This is a genomic window from Curtobacterium sp. NPDC090217 (assembly GCF_044746705.1).
In the GTDB taxonomy this organism is placed as follows: Bacteria; Actinomycetota; Actinomycetes; order Actinomycetales; family Microbacteriaceae; genus Curtobacterium.
In genome coordinates, this window is sequence record NZ_JBIVCR010000002.1 from 592,451 (window position 1) to 608,502 (window position 16,052).

Annotated in this window: 14 protein-coding genes; 5 read left to right on the forward strand and 9 right to left on the reverse strand. The window is 71.0% G+C overall.

Annotation, left to right across the window (positions count from 1 at the left end):
* Positions 1-43 precede the first annotated feature (43 nt).
* From dinB to ACIPJ2_RS10545, 3 genes are read right to left on the reverse strand one after another with little or no spacing between them, the layout of a single operon-like run.
* On the reverse strand, positions 44-1,294 hold the full coding sequence (dinB, locus tag ACIPJ2_RS10535; protein ID WP_281264614.1) for a DNA polymerase IV: 1,251 nt from the start codon (positions 1,292-1,294) through the stop codon (positions 44-46).
* Entirely contained in the window at positions 1,291-3,654 is a 2,364-nt protein-coding gene (locus ACIPJ2_RS10540; RefSeq protein WP_402728777.1) for an FUSC family protein, read from the reverse strand. Before ACIPJ2_RS10540 ends, dinB begins: the two co-directional genes overlap by 4 nt.
* Before the next feature lie 19 nt (positions 3,655-3,673).
* Positions 3,674-4,831 (reverse strand): acyl-CoA dehydrogenase family protein, encoded by a 1,158-nt coding sequence (locus ACIPJ2_RS10545; RefSeq protein ID WP_402728778.1) that lies wholly within the window; start codon positions 4,829-4,831, stop codon positions 3,674-3,676.
* A gap of 23 nt (positions 4,832-4,854) precedes the next feature.
* On the opposite strand from ACIPJ2_RS10545, the gene ACIPJ2_RS10550 reads away from it, so the two are divergent.
* On the forward strand, positions 4,855-5,649 hold the full coding sequence (locus ACIPJ2_RS10550; RefSeq protein ID WP_402728779.1) for an SGNH/GDSL hydrolase family protein: 795 nt from the start codon (positions 4,855-4,857) through the stop codon (positions 5,647-5,649).
* A gap of 60 nt (positions 5,650-5,709) precedes the next feature.
* Here ACIPJ2_RS10550 and ACIPJ2_RS10555 read toward each other — a convergent pair whose 3' ends face one another.
* Positions 5,710-6,897, reverse strand: a complete 1,188-nt coding sequence (locus ACIPJ2_RS10555) for a D-alanyl-D-alanine carboxypeptidase family protein (RefSeq protein WP_402728780.1) — start codon at positions 6,895-6,897, stop codon at positions 5,710-5,712.
* 128 nt (positions 6,898-7,025) lie between these two features.
* Complete coding sequence (locus tag ACIPJ2_RS10560) at positions 7,026-7,844, reverse strand: TrmH family RNA methyltransferase (RefSeq protein ID WP_402728781.1); 819 nt, start codon at positions 7,842-7,844, stop codon at positions 7,026-7,028.
* Positions 7,845-7,962: 118 nt separating this feature from the next.
* On the opposite strand from ACIPJ2_RS10560, the gene ACIPJ2_RS10565 reads away from it, so the two are divergent.
* Complete coding sequence (locus tag ACIPJ2_RS10565; protein ID WP_402728782.1) at positions 7,963-8,802, forward strand: Sir2 family NAD-dependent protein deacetylase; 840 nt, start codon at positions 7,963-7,965, stop codon at positions 8,800-8,802.
* A gap of 7 nt (positions 8,803-8,809) precedes the next feature.
* The gene (locus tag ACIPJ2_RS10570) at positions 8,810-9,448 is read left to right on the forward strand and encodes a histidine phosphatase family protein (RefSeq protein ID WP_402728783.1); all 639 of its coding nucleotides are present in this window, start codon (positions 8,810-8,812) and stop codon (positions 9,446-9,448) included.
* A gap of 462 nt (positions 9,449-9,910) precedes the next feature.
* Here the strand turns inward: ACIPJ2_RS10570 and ACIPJ2_RS10575 are convergent, their stop codons facing one another.
* Both ACIPJ2_RS10575 and ACIPJ2_RS10580 read right to left on the reverse strand, forming a co-directional pair.
* A complete protein-coding gene (locus ACIPJ2_RS10575; protein ID WP_281264622.1) occupies positions 9,911-10,126 on the reverse strand; it encodes a hypothetical protein in 216 nt (71 codons plus the stop codon).
* 23 nt (positions 10,127-10,149) lie between these two features.
* Positions 10,150-10,611 carry a hypothetical protein gene (locus ACIPJ2_RS10580; protein ID WP_402728784.1) on the reverse strand — a complete coding sequence of 154 codons (462 nt, stop codon included), beginning with the start codon at positions 10,609-10,611 and terminating at the stop codon, positions 10,150-10,152.
* A gap of 627 nt (positions 10,612-11,238) precedes the next feature.
* On the opposite strand from ACIPJ2_RS10580, the gene ACIPJ2_RS10585 reads away from it, so the two are divergent.
* Positions 11,239-11,988: a hypothetical protein gene (locus ACIPJ2_RS10585; protein ID WP_402728785.1), complete on the forward strand. Its 750-nt coding sequence runs from the start codon at positions 11,239-11,241 to the stop codon at positions 11,986-11,988.
* 172 nt (positions 11,989-12,160) lie between these two features.
* Here ACIPJ2_RS10585 and ACIPJ2_RS10590 read toward each other — a convergent pair whose 3' ends face one another.
* Complete coding sequence (locus ACIPJ2_RS10590; RefSeq protein ID WP_402728985.1) at positions 12,161-13,231, reverse strand: glycosyltransferase family 4 protein; 1,071 nt, start codon at positions 13,229-13,231, stop codon at positions 12,161-12,163.
* A 5-nt stretch (positions 13,232-13,236) separates the two neighbouring features.
* Positions 13,237-14,193, reverse strand: a complete 957-nt coding sequence (locus ACIPJ2_RS10595; RefSeq protein WP_402728786.1) for an alpha/beta fold hydrolase — start codon at positions 14,191-14,193, stop codon at positions 13,237-13,239.
* Between the two features lie 111 nt (positions 14,194-14,304).
* Between ACIPJ2_RS10595 and treS the strand changes: the two genes are divergently transcribed.
* Positions 14,305-16,017, forward strand: a complete 1,713-nt coding sequence (gene treS / locus ACIPJ2_RS10600) for a maltose alpha-D-glucosyltransferase (protein ID WP_281264626.1) — start codon at positions 14,305-14,307, stop codon at positions 16,015-16,017.
* The last annotated feature ends 35 nt before the right edge of the window (positions 16,018-16,052 follow it).

Consider the following 16,052-nt stretch of genomic DNA (forward strand, 5'->3'; position numbering starts at 1 on the left):
TGGTGTTCGTACTCCGCTGCGCTCACTGTCCCCGATTCTACCGTCACCCGATGTCCTGTCGGGCGTGCGGAGGTCGTTGCTCGGGCGTGCCGCGGACCAGCGACGCCGGTCGGAGCACGCCGGCGCCGAAGCGGGCCGTGACCGCGTCGACGGTGGTCTCGGTCTCACGCCACGGCGCGTCGTCGTCCCACAGCGCGTTGCTCGCCGCGGTCGGGACGAGGTTCTCGCCGCGGACCCCGATGAGCCGGATGCGGTTGCCCGGCTTGTGCAGCACGTCGTACAGCTCGACGGCTTCTCGGTGGATCCGGCGGGCCACGTCGGTCGGCTCGGCGAGGGTGCGCGAGCGGGTCACCGTCGTGAAGTCGGTGTAGCGGACCTTGAGGGCGATCGTGCGGGCCTGGACGTCGGCACGGCGCATGCGGACGGCGACCTTCTCCGCCAGGCGCAGGAGCTCCCGAGCGACGGCGTCGCGGTCGGTGAGGTCGGTGCCGAAGGTGACTTCGTGCCCGATCGACTTCTCGCCGACGGCTGTGTCGACCACGCGGGGGTCACGCCCCCACGACAGGTCGTGCAGACGCTGCCCACCGGCAGGGCCGAGCGCGGACACGAGTGAGCCGAGCGGCGTGGTCGCCAGGTCGCCGACGGTGCGGATGCCACGGCGCTCGAGGATCTCCTGCGTCTTGCCGCCCACACCCCACAGCGCCGACACGGGCTGCGGGTGGAGGAACGCCACGGTCTCGGCTTCGGGGACCACGAGGAGCCCCGCTGGCTTGGCGCGGCTGGAGGCGAGCTTGGCGACGAACTTCGTCGACGCGGCACCGACCGAGCAGTGCAGCCCGGTCGCCTCGAACACGGCGCGGCGGATCGCGGTGCCGATCTCCCACGGCGTGCCGTACATCCGGACGGCCCCGGCGACGTCGAGGAACGCTTCGTCGATGCCGAGCCGTTCGACCCTGGGGGTGAATCGATCGAAGACGTCCATCACCGCTTCGGAGTTCGCCCGGTACTTCTCGAAGTGCGGCTCGACGATGATCGCGTTCGGGCAGCGGCGCTTCGCGACGGCCATCGGCATCGCCGAGTTCACGCCGTACTTCCGGGCTTCGTAGGTGGCGGCCGTGACCACGGAGCGGTCGGAGTCGTGCCCGACGATCACCGGCAGCCCGCGGAGGTCCGGCCGGTCGAGCAGTTCCACCGATGCGAAGAACGCGTCCATGTCGACGTGCAGCACCGTCGCCGTCAGGTCCGCGACCGGTTGGTCGGAGACGAGGCGGTTGCGTCCGTCCTGCTTGCTCACACCGAGATGGTGCCACCGACCGCCGACATCGGCGTCGAGGCGTCGCCGACGACCGTCATGCCGACCCGTTCGGCCAGCAGCGCGAGCGACTCGTCGATGCGACCGAGCGCGTGCACACGGTCCCGCAGCGCGTCGCCCTCCGGATCGTCGGGGAGTGACTGCGCCACGTCCTCGAGCCGGTCGGTGATCCGGGTCCAGACCCCAGCGGCAGCGGCAGCGGGACCGGCCACGACGCGGTCCGACAGCGTGTCCACGGACGCGGCGAGGTGTTCGGCCGCACCGCGCAGGGTGGCGGGGACGACCGCCGGGGCCGCACCGGGCCTCCCGGCCAGCTCCCGCGCGAACGCCGCAGCCGCCTGCAGCGACGCCCGCATCCGCGCGTCGGCGCGCGCCGGTCCGCCCGTCGGGAACCGCACCATCGGCTTCAGGACGCTCTCGAGCTGGTACGTCGCGTTGTCGACGGCGCGGGAGCGGGAGCGCAGGTCGAGCCGGTCCGACCGGGAGGCCGTGGTCGCGTCCGCCTCGTCACCATCGTCGGTCTCGTCCGCGTCCACCCCCACGGTCGCCAGCACGAAGGCCCGCACCGCCACGAGCTGCCGGCGGACCGCACGACGGACGACGCTGCGCGTCGCGAGCGGCAGCACCACCAGGCTGACCAGGATCGCGATGGTCGCGCCGAGCAGGTTCTCGGCGAGGCGCATCGGGATGAGCGCGTCGGTGAAGGTGCCCGAGTAGTCGTAGACCTGGCAGAGCACGACGACGAGGCACGCCGCCCAGACCGCGTACAGGCCGCCGAACCCGTACGTGCCGACGGCGAGCAGCACGCAGACGATGACCATCGTGACCCAGGGGTGGTCGGTGCCGAGGACGTGCACCAGTCCGATGCCGACCGCACCGCCGACGATCGTCCCGACGCCGCGGTGGATCCCCTTGCGGACACGCTCCGGGGTGGTGTTCGTGCCGGCGAGGACGATCATCACGCCGATGACGCCCCAGTAGAAGCGACTGCCGTCGAGGAGCAGGGCGAGTGGCTCCGTGATCGCGACGGCGATCGCCGCGTGCACCGCGGTCCGGAGCGACGCCGTCATGTGGAACCGACGCCACGGCCCCTCGGCGATCTCGTCCGCGACGACCGGCACGGCGCCGACCGGGCGGCCACCCGCGAGGATCACCGGGGACGCGAACGGCACGCCGTCGCCCGCGCGGGGCAGCTCGTCGCGGAGTTCCCTCCAGCGCAGCCCGGCCGCCCGGAGGTCCGCGAACTCCCGGCCCATCCGCTGCACGAGCACCGTGGTCCGCGAACCCCGGTCGGCAGCGGTCGCCGTGATCGCGAACCGGGCTGCGAGCGTCCGTCCCGCGTCGTCCCCGGCGCTGCCGCCGTGCCGGAGCACCGTCGTGAACGCCCGGAGCGCTGCGTGCCGGACGTCCTCCGGCGCGCCCTGCTCGACGAGGGCCGCTGCGGCACGACCGAGTTCGTCGATCGCGAAGTGGGTGTCGAACACGAGTCGGTGCAGCTCGTCGGCCGTACCGTCGACGCCGCTCGCCGCGAGCATGCCGTCGACCGTCAGAGCGATCTCGTGGTACTGCGCACGCCGGTGCCGGAGCCGCCGGAGGGCGCGAGCACGACGGCGCGGTTCGTCGGCGGTCGCGAGGGCGGCGGTCGCCGCCTCGAGCACGTCCGACCCGCGCGCCACGAAGCCGCGCCGGGTGCGCATCAGGGAACGGTACGGGTTCGGGCGGAGGAACACGGTCCGGATCACGATCGTCACGGCGAGGGAGCCGGCGACGACGATCGACAGTGGCAGCACCGCGGTCTCCGGGAGCGGCAGCAGCAGCCCGCACAGGTACCCGGAGAAGGCCACGATGGCGGCGTCGGACGCCCACTTCCCCCACTGGAACGCCAGGAACTGCGCGAAGAGCAGCACGACGATGAGCACGAGTTCGACGATGCGGAACGGGTGCAGCGCGATGCTGCCGGCCAGGGCGACGACGAAGGGCACGATGACGGCACCGGTGCGCCCGGCGACGCGTCCGGCGCTCGGGTCGACGATGACCAGGCACGTGATGAACGCCGGCATGGCGCCGATCATCAGCCCGAGGATCGCTGGGAGCCCGAACCCGAGGGCGATCGCGTACCCGACGGCCATGCCGGCCGGGACGCAGAGCAGGGTGCGGAGGGCGCCCTCGCTCTTGACGAAGCCCGGGTCGAGGACGAGCAGGCGATCCCACAGGCGCTGACGGCGGGTCCGACGCCGTGGTGGTGTCCGGTGCGTGGGTGCGGAGCGGCCGCGGTCGGTCCGTTCGATCGTCGCGTCCGTCGTGCTCGTCACCTGGCGCATCGCCTCCTGCGGGGAAAACACCAATAGTACCGCATCTGAACTACTTTGCCGACGGGGGTCCGAGCACCTCGGTCGCTATCGTGCGCGCGGCCGAGTCCCGCGAGGACGGGTGGTACTGCCCGGCCCGCACGTCCCTGGCCAGCCGCGCGAGTTCGCTCGACGCCCGGTACGACCCGCCGCCGACGACCCGCATCGCCTCGTCCACGACGGACTGTGCGGCGTCCACCGTGCGGGCCTTGGTGCCGACGAGGAGCGGGAACCACCGGGGCCCGTGGTCCTCGAGCTCGTCCACGTCCCGCGCCAGCGCGTCCACCTGGAGCGCGACGGCGTCGACCGTCCCCCGCATGTCCGCGATCGCCCGGCGCACGTCCGGGTCGTCCGCACGCGACGTCCCGTCCATCCCCCGCCGGTCCCGGACCCGCTCCACCGCGAGGTCGAGCGCCCGCGTGGCGATCCCCACGTACACCGAGGCGACGAGCAACTCGAACGCGGCGAAGACCCCGAAGACGAGCGGGTCGGCGGTCGGCCCGACCGGCAGCGACCGCACGATCCGGTCCGCGGGCACGTGGACGCCCTCGAGCAGGGTCGTCCGGCTCTGCGTCGCCCGCATGCCGAGGGTGTCCCAGTCGTCGAGGTGCCGGATGCCCCCGTCGGCGCGGAGGGCGAACCCGTGCACCAGTCGCGGCTCGTCGCCCGTCGAGTCCTTGCCGAAGACGCTCAGCACGTCCCACGCTGGTGCCAGCGACGTGGAGACCTTCGTGCCCGTGAACCGGTAGCCGCCATGCCCGTCGGGCGCGGCCTCGGTCAGCGAGTCGAAGAGCACACGGTCGTTGCCGGGTTCGCTGACCCCGAAGGCCAGCAGCCGGTCCGCCGCGGCGTGGTCCGTGACGGACTGGAGGAACGACTCACCACGAGCGGACACGCTGCGGGCCGCCTGCACCCAGACCTGGTGCATGCCGAGGGCCAGCGCCGTCGCCGGCGCGGCCCGAGCGATCTCCCGCTGGACCGCAGCAGTCGCGCGCAGACCGAGCCCACTGCCGCCGTCCGCGATCGGCACACCGATGCGCAGGTACCCGGCCGCGCGGAGTTCGTCGAGGTCCTCGGTGCAGAACGCGTTCTCGGCGTCGTAGCGGGGCGCGCGCTCCGCCAACCGGGCGAGCAGGTCGTCCGGGACGGTCCACGGCTTTGCCTTCGTCATGGCACGAGACTATGTTCCGAGGGGTGTCAGATCGTCATCCGTGGTCCAGGTACGTCGCGATCGGTGACTCGTTCACCGAAGGGCTCGGAGACCCGGACCCCACCGTGCCGGGTGGGTTCCGCGGCTGGGCAGACCGGGTCGCCGAGGTCCTCGCCCACCAGACCGACGACTTCGCGTACGCCAACCTCGCGATCCGCGGACGCCTGCTCCAGCAGATCATCGACGAGCAGGTGTCGGACGCGCTGGCGCTCGGGCCCGACCTGATCACGATCTCCGCCGGCGGCAACGACATCATCCGCCCGGGCTCGGACCCCGACGAGATCGCCTCGCGCTTCGACCAGACCGTCGCCGACCTGCGACGCGACGGCGCGACCGTCGTCATCTTCACCGGCCCGGACGTCGGCATGACCCCGGTGCTCGGGCTCGTCCGTGGCAAGGCGGCGATCTACAACGAGCACCTGCACGCCATCGCCCTCAAGCACGGCGCGCTCGTCGCCGACATGTGGGCGCTCCGGGTGCTCCGCGACTCGCGCATGTGGGCGCCCGACCGGCTGCACCACTCCCCCATGGGCCACGCGACGATCGCCGCGGCCGTGCTCGACACCCTCGGGGTGCAGCACGGACTCGAGCCCTTCAACCCGGAGCCACTCGCCGCCCGACCCTGGCGCGAGGCCCGCGCCGAGGACCTCGGCTGGGCGAAGGAGTACCTCGTGCCGTGGGTCGTGCGGCGCATCCGGCACACCTCGTCCGGCGACGGTGTCAGCCCGAAGCGCCCGGAGCTCCAGACGATCGTCGAGCACCGGAGCGACACGCCCTAGCGCGTCGGCGGCTCTGGAACGGCGCCGACGCGTCAGCGGCTCTGGAACGGCGCTGACGCGTCAGGCGCCCTGGAACGGGTTCGTCCAGCGCCACCAGATGCCCGGATCCGGGATCGCCTGTTCCAGGACGAGCGGGACCGTCACCGGGTCGTGGTCCGTGATCGCGAACCGCACCCGTCCGATCCGTTCGCCCTTGGTGCCGAGCGTCACGGCGTCCAGCTTCGTCGTCGCCGTCACGGTGGTCTTGCCCCACACCAGGACCTCCGACGCGGACTCCGTCACGGCGTCGGTCTCGTCCTTCCACGGCGTCGAGTAGGTGCCGAAGGTCTGCCCGGCATGGGTCAGCGTGACCACGTGGAAGTTGTCCGCAACCGAGTGCAGCAGTCGCTGGATGTCGGCGTCGAGCGCGTCGTGGTCCTTGCCGCCGAGCATCGCGCCGATCACCGTGACCGTCGTCCCGCCGCGCTGGTACGTCGCCGCGAAGAGCAGGCACGCACCGGCTTCGTCGAGCGTTCCGGTCTTGATGCCCTCGACCCCATCGATCCCGAGCAGCTTGTTCGAGTTCTCGATGTCGCCGACGTTCGGGATCGTCGCCTGCCTCGTGCCGACGACCTCCTTCACCACGGGGTTCGCCAGCGCGAGCTTCCCGAGGTCGACCAGGTCCGTCGCCGTCGAGACGTTCTTCGCGTCGAGGCCCGTGGGCTCCTGGATGGACGTCTCGTCGAGGCCGTGCTCGTCGAGCCACGACGCTGCGGCCTTCTTGTACGCGTCCATCGACCCGAACGCCCAGAGCGCCAGCGAGCCCGCGTAGTTGTTCGCCGACTTCATGAGCATGACCTGCAGCGTCTGGTACTCCGACAACCGAAGCCCAGAGGGCATCGGAGCGACCTCGCCGTTCTGCGCGAGGTACTGCGCGTAGAGGCCCTCCATCTCCGGCGTGAACGCGATCGTCGGACCCGCCTGCCCCTGCGACAGGGGCTTGGCGTCCAGCACGACCAACGCGGTCACGACCTTCGAGATGCTCGCGATCGACCGCTGCTTCGTGTCGCCGCTCGTGCGGAGGCTCTCCGGGAAGCCGGGCGCCTCGACCGCGGTCGCGCCGTACGACGGGAACGTCAACGACGGGAGCGAGGACGTCGGGGCCGCGTACGAGGTGGTCGTGGCGCTCGCCGGGGAGAACGGTACGACCGCTGCGGCGACGAGGTACCCCACCGCCAGGACGAGCACCGCGACGACCGAGATCGTCACCGGCCTCCTGACGGCGGAACGGGGGCGGCGGACGACACGTGACACGACAACCGAGGGTACCGGGGCCGGGTACCGGCCGTCCTGCGGAACCGCCGCGATGTGGAGAAGGTGGGTCGAGCCTCCTGGCCTTATCTCCGCGCTCGCTGCGCCGCCCGCACCGCCCACAGGCCGACGGCGCTCGCCGCCGCCACGTTGAGGGAGTCGACGCCGTGGTGCATGGGGATGCGCACCGTCGTGTCGGCGGCGGCGATCGCGGCGGACGTGAGCCCCTGCCCCTCGGTACCCATCACCAGCGCGACGCGATCGGGCACGTCCGCCGCGAAGGCGTCGAGGTCGACCGAGCGGTCCGTCAACGCCATCGCGGCGAGGTGGAAGCCCTGCGCGCGGAGCGACTCCCCCGCCTCCGGCCAGTCGCCGATCCGTGTCCACGGGACCTGGAGCACCGTGCCCATGCTGACCCGGACGCTGCGACGGTAGAGCGGGTCGGCGCATCGCGGACTCACCAGCACAGCGTCCGCGCCGAGCCCCGCGACGCTCCGGAAGACGGCGCCGACGTTGGTGTGGTCGACGATGTCCTCGAGGACGACGACGAGCTTCGCGTCCCGGACGACGTCCTCGACGCTCGGCAGCTCGGGGCGCTGCATCGCCGCGATCGCGCCGCGGTGCATCCGGAAGCCGGTGAGGTCCTCGAGCAGGTCGTCCGGGCCGACGAACACCGGACCGTCGTGGTCGGCGACGAGCGGCAGCACGCTGTCCAGCCACTTCTTCTGCACCAGGATGCTCCGCGGGACGTGGCCGGCGCGGACGGCGCGTTCGATGACGGTGTTCGACTCGGCGATGTACAGGCCGCCCTCTGGTTCGGACACCCGACGCAGCGCGACGTCGGTCAGTCGGGCGAAGTCGTCGAGGCGGGGGTCGTCGATGGTGTCGATGCGGACGGGGTGCACTGGTCTCGTTCCGGGGTCGTGGCGGCGCGTGGCGGCTGCTCGCGTCGCTGCCCACGTCTGCGCGTGGCGGTGTGGGAAGTGGCGGGGGCGGTCGGCTGTTGAGGGTACCGTGAACGTGATGGCGACGAGCGACGCGACCGACACGGCCCGGTTCGACCGGGTCGTGGACCTGCTCGCGGGCAAGCGCATCGCCGTGCTCTCGGGCGCCGGCCTCAGCACCGACTCCGGGATCCCCGACTACCGGGGCGGCGGCCGCGTCGTCCGGAAGCCGATGACCTTCCAGGAGTTCCGCGCCGACGCCGCGAAGCGCCAGCGGTACTGGGCAGGGTCGCACCTCGGCTGGCGGACCTTCGCCGCCGCACGGCCGAACGCCGGGCACGACGCCCTGGCCTCGCTCGAACGGGCCGGCGTCGTCACCGGGGTCATCACCCAGAACGTGGACGGACTCCACCTCCGCGCAGGGTCACGGCGGGTCGTCGAGATCCACGGCTCCATGGACCGCGCCGTCTGCCTGACGTGCGGGCAGGTGTTCGCCCGGGCAGACCTCGCCGGTGTCCTCGACGCGCTCAACCCCTGGATCGACGACCCCGACTCGGTGCGCCTGCAGCCCGACGGCGACGTCGAGATCACCGACGTCGAGCGCTTCGTCGTGCCCGACTGCACCGTGTGCGGCGGGATGCTCAAGCCCGACGTCGTCTTCTTCGGCGAGTTCGTCCCGACCGAGAAGTTCGCCGAGTCGGTGTCGATCGTCGCGGACGCCGACGCACTGCTCGTCGTCGGGTCGTCGCTCACCGTCAACTCCGGCGTCCGGCTCGTCGACCACGCGGCGCGGCGGAAGCACCCCGTCGTGATCGTCAACCGCGGTGTCACGCGGAGCGATCGGCGGGCGGCAGCGAAGATCGACGCCGGTACTACGGAGACCCTGGTCGCCCTGGCGTCCCGGCTGGCTCTGTCATGATCGAGTCGTGACCACCCTCCTGTACCTCGTGCGCCACGGCGAGACCGACTGGAACAAGCAGCGCCGCATCCAGGGCTCGACCGACATCCCGCTGAACGACACCGGACGGGCGCAGGCAGCCGCTTCGGCATCGCTGCTCGCGCGCAGGTCGTTCGACGCCGTCGTCGCCTCGCCGTTGTCGCGCGCGTCGGAGACGGGGTCGATCATCGCCTCGCGCCTCACGCTCCCGGCGCCCACGACGTACCCGGGGCTCGCCGAGCGTTCCTACGGCGAGGCCGAGGGGCTGACCGACGACGAGGTCCTGGCGCACTACCCCGACGACGTCATCCCCGGGCGGGAGTCGCGGGCTGCGCTGCTCGCCCGCGCGACCGAGACCCTCGCCGAGATCGCGGTCCGGTACGACGGCGGCGTCATCGTGGTGGCCACGCACGGTGCCGTGATCCGGAGCGTGGTGAACGCCGCGGCTCCCGGGACCGCCGATCGACACCACACGCCGATCCGGAACGGGTCGATCCACTCCTTCCGGTGGGACCCGGAGCGCTTCCACGCGGAACTCGTCCGCTTCGACGACCCCATCGACGACGCGTCGGACGCGCCGGGCAAGTACTCCTTCGAGTACCAGAACCCGCTCGAGCAGCGCAGCTGAGGCGGGCGCAGCGACCGGGCGCGCGGCGCGGCGCTCGGCGTGACGCGGCGCTCGGCGTGGTGACACGATCGAGTGCGCAACCATGCCGGCGGACAGCCCAAACCCGTGACCACGACCGCGCACTCGATCGCTCCCGATCCGCTGCGACCATCCGAGTGCGCAGACCTGCAGCCCACGGACGGCTTCCGATCGGCACGATTGCACACTCGACGCGCAGCGCACGTCGCGCCGCCGTCACTTCATCCCGGCACAAGCGCGAGGATGACCCCGGTCCGACAGCGCAGAAGTGACGACCTCAGCCGGCCCCTCGTCGCCATTTCCGCGCACTCGATCACTCACGAAGTCGCACTCGAAACAGAAAACCGATCGATTGCGCAGAATCAGCGTCTGCACCACCCACCTCGTCGCCACTCGCGCGCGCTCGATGGACGACGCTCGACGATGCCCCGCGGGAACTCGCCCTCAGGCGCCGGGACCGCCGGTGAAGCCCGTCGCCCCATCTGGGCGCGCGGCCTTGGCGTTCGCCGTCCGGATCTCCTGATCGGCGTCGATGCCGGGCCGGGGCGCGAGCGGATCCTCCAGCCCCCGCAATGACCGCGCACGACGTGACGCCTGGACCCCCAGCACGACACCGACCGCCACGATCGCGAGGAACACGACCAGCAGGGTGATGAACATGCCTGCAGCCTAGCGACTGATCCTCACACCCGCTGTGCGTCCGACGAACGCTCTGCGCGCCGCCGTCGCACGCGATCCACGAGGCGGCGTTCATCCACCAGGTCGCCATCGGTCACCAGGACGAAGGCCCACCGTTCGGCTTCGAAGCGTTCCCGGCGCGCGATGTCGCGGAGGTACGTCGCCCGGTCCTCCTGGTGGTGGCGTCCTTCGTACTCGATCGCGATCCGCAACTCCGGGTAGGCGAGGTCGACCCGCCCGAGGAATCGACCATCGCTGCCGCGCACATCGAGGTTGCACTCCGGCTCAGGCAGCCCGTGATCGACGAGCACCAGGCGCAACGCACTCTCCATCGGGGACTCGGAGCCCGGCCGGACCAACTCGACCGCTGCGCGCAGGCGGGTGATCCCCCTGATGCCACCGGCGCGGCTGACAGCGACCCGCAGATCGTCCAGCGAACACCACCGCTCGATGAGCTGGTCCCCCATCACGGTCAGCTCTCGGACGGACAGCACGGCGGCGCAGTCCAGCCACGTCCGGAGTGGATTGCTCGCCGGCAACCCCGCCGCTGTTCCGATGCGCGGAACCGATCTCGTCCTGTGACCGACGACTCCCGGCCGACGCATCTGCCGTCCGTTCGCGCCGGTCACGTGCAGTACGGGCTCGTCTCGTAGTCGCGCGGGTAGGGCGAGGCCCCACAAGGCCGCAGCGGTGGTGTGACTGAACCACTGGTTCGCACCGAGCAGCGGCCTGAACGCACGGGCCCGCAGCTCGACGGTGTCGAGCGGAACGACCCGCGGTACGCGGAGCGAGCGAGTGGGACGGACGAGGTCCCGCCCACGCATCCGCGACCGCGAGACACCTCGACGGCGCCCCTCGCGGACGGTGAACGAGGTGTTCCTGAGGAGCAGTGGAAGCGGACGAGCGAACACGGCACCACCCTCCCGAACACCGCGCATCCTCGCTGCCCAAGGTGCGGATCCGTGGAGGCATCACGGCAACCTCGCCCTGTGGAGGACGTTGCCCGATCGTTGTCTCCACCCGCGGCAGCGCTCCCGCGCGCGGACTAGCATCCTGTTCACTCGATGGCCCGAGCACGCGTGTGAGGGGATGACATGACGACCGAGGGACCGGGCCCGACCGGCCGACACCGCGACCGCTTCGGGGACGACGACGACCTCGGTCGCGCCTTCGGTCCGAACACGTCCTCCGTGCCCGTGCGCACGACGCCGCAACGCGTCCGCGCGTGGTCCCTGCTCCTGGCCGGGGCGGTCGTCGTGGCCGCGGTCATCATCGCCGTGCTCTCGATGATCATCGGCAGTGTCCAGACCGGCGTCGGCGGGATCTTCCCCCGACCGGACGCCAGCCTCCAGCGCTTCACGGAGGACGCCCGAGCGCTCGACGGAGTGATCTCGACCGACGCCACGAAGCCGACGAAGACGTCCTTCGCCAGCTACGACGTCACGGCGACGGTCACCGCGTCCACGGAGTTGTCACCGGAGCAGCGCACAGCGCTCATCGACCAGCTGAGCGAGGCCGTGGCGGACGCGAGTGGCAACGGCGTGCACGTGTACGCGATCGCGGACCTGGGCGATGTGGACGTCGGGATCTCGCCGTCGAAGGCCCGCACCGACGAACGGCTCCGGCTCGCCCGTTCGATCCGGCAGGTCGCCGGCGTGCAGCAGGTCAGGTGCGTCTGGGCGGCCGCGAGCGAGGGACGCATCGACACACCCGCCGGTCAGTCCGTCGAGGTCGAGACGGCTCCGACCGGTGTAGACGTCCTGGCGGTCCAGGCCCAGGTCACGGACGCCGTGCACCGGGTGTTCCCCGACGCCGCCGTGCAGGTCGTCGCCGCCAAGCAGTGACCCGTGCGTCGCCGAACGCCGGTGCGAAACCGTCGACGGGAGACATCGCCCGATCGAGTGTGCAGAAACGGGGACTTCGGCCGCCCTGAGGTCCCCGTTTCTGCGCACTCGATGACCGGAACGCACAAGACGGACCGGCACGCACACGACGGACCGGCACGCCGCGCACCCCTCAGGCGCCGCGTGCCGCGACCGCCTGTTCGACCGCCCGGACGACCTGCTCGGCGGAGTCCTCCCACCGGAACCGGGCCGCCTGCACGACCGAAGCGTCCGAGGCGGCGTCCCATCGAGCCTCCAGTCTGCGCACCGCCGCAGCGACCGCAGAAGGCGACGACGGGTCGAAGTACTCCGCCGCGTCTCCCCCGATCTCGCGGAAGATCGGGATGTCGCTGACGGCCACCGGCGTCCCGACCCCCATCGCCTCGACCAACGGGATCCCGAACCCCTCGTCGTACGACGCCGTGACCAGGGCGGTCGCCGACCGGAGCGCGTCGAGGTACTCCTCGTCCGACGCCCCGTCATGGAAGACGACCGCGTCCGGGCCGGCGAGCGCGGACAGCCGGGCACGGTCGGCATCGGACACGCGGGACATGCAGTGCAGCGTCCAGTCCGAACCGAGCAGCGGGAGCGCCGCGACGAGCGTCTCGACGTTCTTGTACGGCATGAAGGAGCCCATGTAGACGAGGGTCTTCGTCCGTGGTCCTCCCGCCGGTCGCACCGTGGCCGGGTCTGCTGCGTTGTACGCCACCGTCACCGGGCGCTTCGTCAGTCGGTGCGCCGTGATCAGCGCAGCGGTCGTCGATGACACCGTCACCACCCCGTCTGCTCCGTTCAGCAGGAGGCGCTGCGGCCACCACGACAGGTGGAACGCCCGCCAGCCGAGCCGGATCGGCCACGCGAACTCCCGCGGCGGCGTCCGGTTCCGGTAGTAGATCAGGTCGTGCAGGGTGAGCACGAGCGCGTACCTGCGCCCTCGTGACCCCATCGTCTGCATCGGTGAGAACACCGCGTCGAGTCCGAGTCGGTTCACGTGACGCGCGACGAGCGGCTCACCGGCGTCGGTCGGCGCCGGGATCAGCTCCCACGGCAGGCCGCCCGGCAGCGACTCGAGCTGCCGTTCGTCGTTCACGAGCAGCGTGTAGTCGTGGCGGTCCGGGAGGTGCGCGACGACTCCGGCCGTGAACCGGCTGATGCCGTCGTGCCGGCCGATCCGGACGTACCGGCAGTCGATCCCGACGCGCAGGCGGCTCACGATGCGCGCCCGGTGTTCGGCCTGGAGGCCCGGCCCGCCTTGGCAGCGCGCGCGGGCTTCCGGACGGGGTCGGCCATCCGGCGCAGGGTCGCGCTGGCAGCGGCGGCCGCCGTCTCGTAGTGCACGAGGTGCCCGACCCCGGGGATGACGACGAGCTCGGCGTCACGGAGCCGCTCGGCGAGCGCACGTTGTTCCGGCACGGCGGTGATGTCGTCACGCTCGGCAGCGATCATGAGCACGGGGACCTCGATGCGGTCGGCGTACTCCGAGACGTCGTGGGTGACCGAGGTGCGGAACGCCTCGAGCACGCTCGTCCGGTTGGCGAAGGCGGAGAAGTACCGGTCGTGCTGGTCGTGCACCCACCGGCGCATCTCGGGGTCCTTCGACTTGAGCATCGCGACGCTCATCGCCCGGACGATCGCGCGGTTCCTGAGGACACCGAGGCCGACGGGTCGGGGCAGTGCAGCACCCGCGCGGTAGTACGCGATCGCGATGCCGGTGCCGATGGCACGGGGGCCCTGGAGCGCAGGAGCCGCGATCGGGTTCACCAGGACGAGCAGCCGCGTGTCGAGCCCGGCGGCGACGGCTGCGGACACCACGATCGACCCGAACGAGTGCCCGAGCACGACTGCGGTGCGGTCGAGGCCGAGCGCCGCGTGGAACCCGCGCAGCCACGACACGTACCCGTCGATGTCGGAGACCGCGAGCGGGTCGGAGATCCCGAAGCCGGGCAGGTCCGGGACGATCACGCGGACCCCGACGAGGTGCGCTGCGATCGACTCGAGCCCGTGGTGGTCGCCACGGAACCCGTGCACGGCGAGCACGGTCTGCGACGCGTCGGCGGGCCCGTACTCCCAGTAGTGGGTGGTGCGGCCGTCGACCTCGACGGCGCGGTGCACGACGGGCGTCGAGGCCATCAGCGACTGGTACGGAGAGAGCACGGGCGGTTGCATCCGCGCCAGTCTACGAAACCGACTCCGGTGCACCCGGGAACACGCTCGGAGCCGTCGGCCTATCGTGTCCGGGGCGGGCGGAGATGCCCGTCGACCACGACGAGGAGCACGGTGACCTTCACAGCCCCGATCCAGCTGCCCGGATTGACGCTCGACCCCCTCTGGTACAAGCGGTCCGTCTTCTACGAGTGCATGATCCGCTCGTTCGTCGATTCGAACGGCGACGGTACCGGGGACCTGCAGGGCCTGATCAGTCGCCTGGACTACCTGCAGTGGCTCGGCGTCGACGCCCTCTGGCTGCCGCCGTTCTTCAAGTCCCCGCTGCGCGACGGCGGCTACGACATCGCGGACTACAAGGCGATCCTGCCGGAGTTCGGCACGCTCGAGGAGTTCCGCGAGCTCGTGACGAAGTCGCATGAGCGGAACATGCGCATCGTCATCGACATGGTGATCAACCACACGTCGGACCAGCACGAGTGGTTCCAGCAGTCCCGGGAGGACCCGGACGGTCCCTACGGCGACTTCTACGTCTGGCGCGACACCGACGAGCACTACGAGAACATCCGCATCATCTTCGTCGACACCGAGGAGTCCAACTGGACGTTCGACCCGGTCCGTCGACAGTTCTTCTTCCATCGGTTCTTCTCGCACCAGCCGGATCTCAACTTCGAGAACCCGGCGGTCGTCGAGGCCGTGTACGACGTCGTCCGGCACTGGCTCGACCTCGGCGTGGACGGCCTGCGGCTCGACGCCATCCCGTACCTCTTCGAGTCGGAAGAGGGCAACGGCGAGGGCGAGCCGGAGACGCACGAGTTCATCAAGAAGCTCCGCGCGATGGTGGACGAGGAGTACCCGGGCCGTGTCCTCATCGCCGAGGCGAACCAGTGGCCCCGCGAGACCGCGGCGTTCTTCGGGACGGACGAGGAGCCCGAGTGCCACATGGCGTTCGACTTCCCGGTGATGCCACGCATCTTCTACTCGCTCCGCGCCCAGCACGCCAAGGAGCTGTCCGCGATCCTGTCGGAGACGCTCGACGTCCCGGACAGTGCGGCGTGGGGCGTGTTCCTCCGCAACCACGACGAGCTCACCCTCGAGATGGTCAGCGAGGAGTACCGGCAGGCGATGTACGGCTGGTACGGGTACGACCCGCGGATGCGGTCGAACATCGGTATCCGCAGGCGCCTCGCTCCCCTGCTCGACAACTCCCGCGCGGAGCTCGAACTCATCCACGCGCTGCTGTTCTCGCTTCCCGGTTCACCGTTCCTGTACTACGGCGACGAGATCGGGATGGGCGACAACATCTGGCTGCCCGACCGGGACTCCTCCCGCACGCCGATGCAGTGGACGCCGGACCGGAACGCGGGGTTCTCCACCGCGGACCCCGGGAAGCTGTTCCTGCCGGTCGTCCAGTCGCTCGTGTACAACTACGCGCAGGTCAACGTCGAGGCACAGCTCGCGCAGTCGCGGTCCCTGCTGCACTGGGTGCGCAACGTCATCCATGTGCGGAAGGCACACCCGGTGTTCGGCATGGGGTCGATCGCGGTGCAGGAGACCGACAACGAGAGCGTGCTCGCCTTCGTCCGCTCGTGGGAGGGTGCAGGCACCCAGTTCGGTGCTTCGGCCGAGGACGTGCTCTGCGTGTTCTCGTTCGCGGTCAACGCGACGACGGCGACCATCTCGGCGCCGGAGTTCGCGGGTCGTCCGCTCTACGACCTGTTCGGCGGCAGCTCGTTCCCGTCGTTCGACGACGAGGGCAACGTCACGCTGACGCTGGGCACGCAGTCGTTCTACTGGCTGCACGTCGGGGCCGCGCCGACGGCGTGACCCGGCGTGTCGGTCGGTCCGGTTAGCCTCGTCAC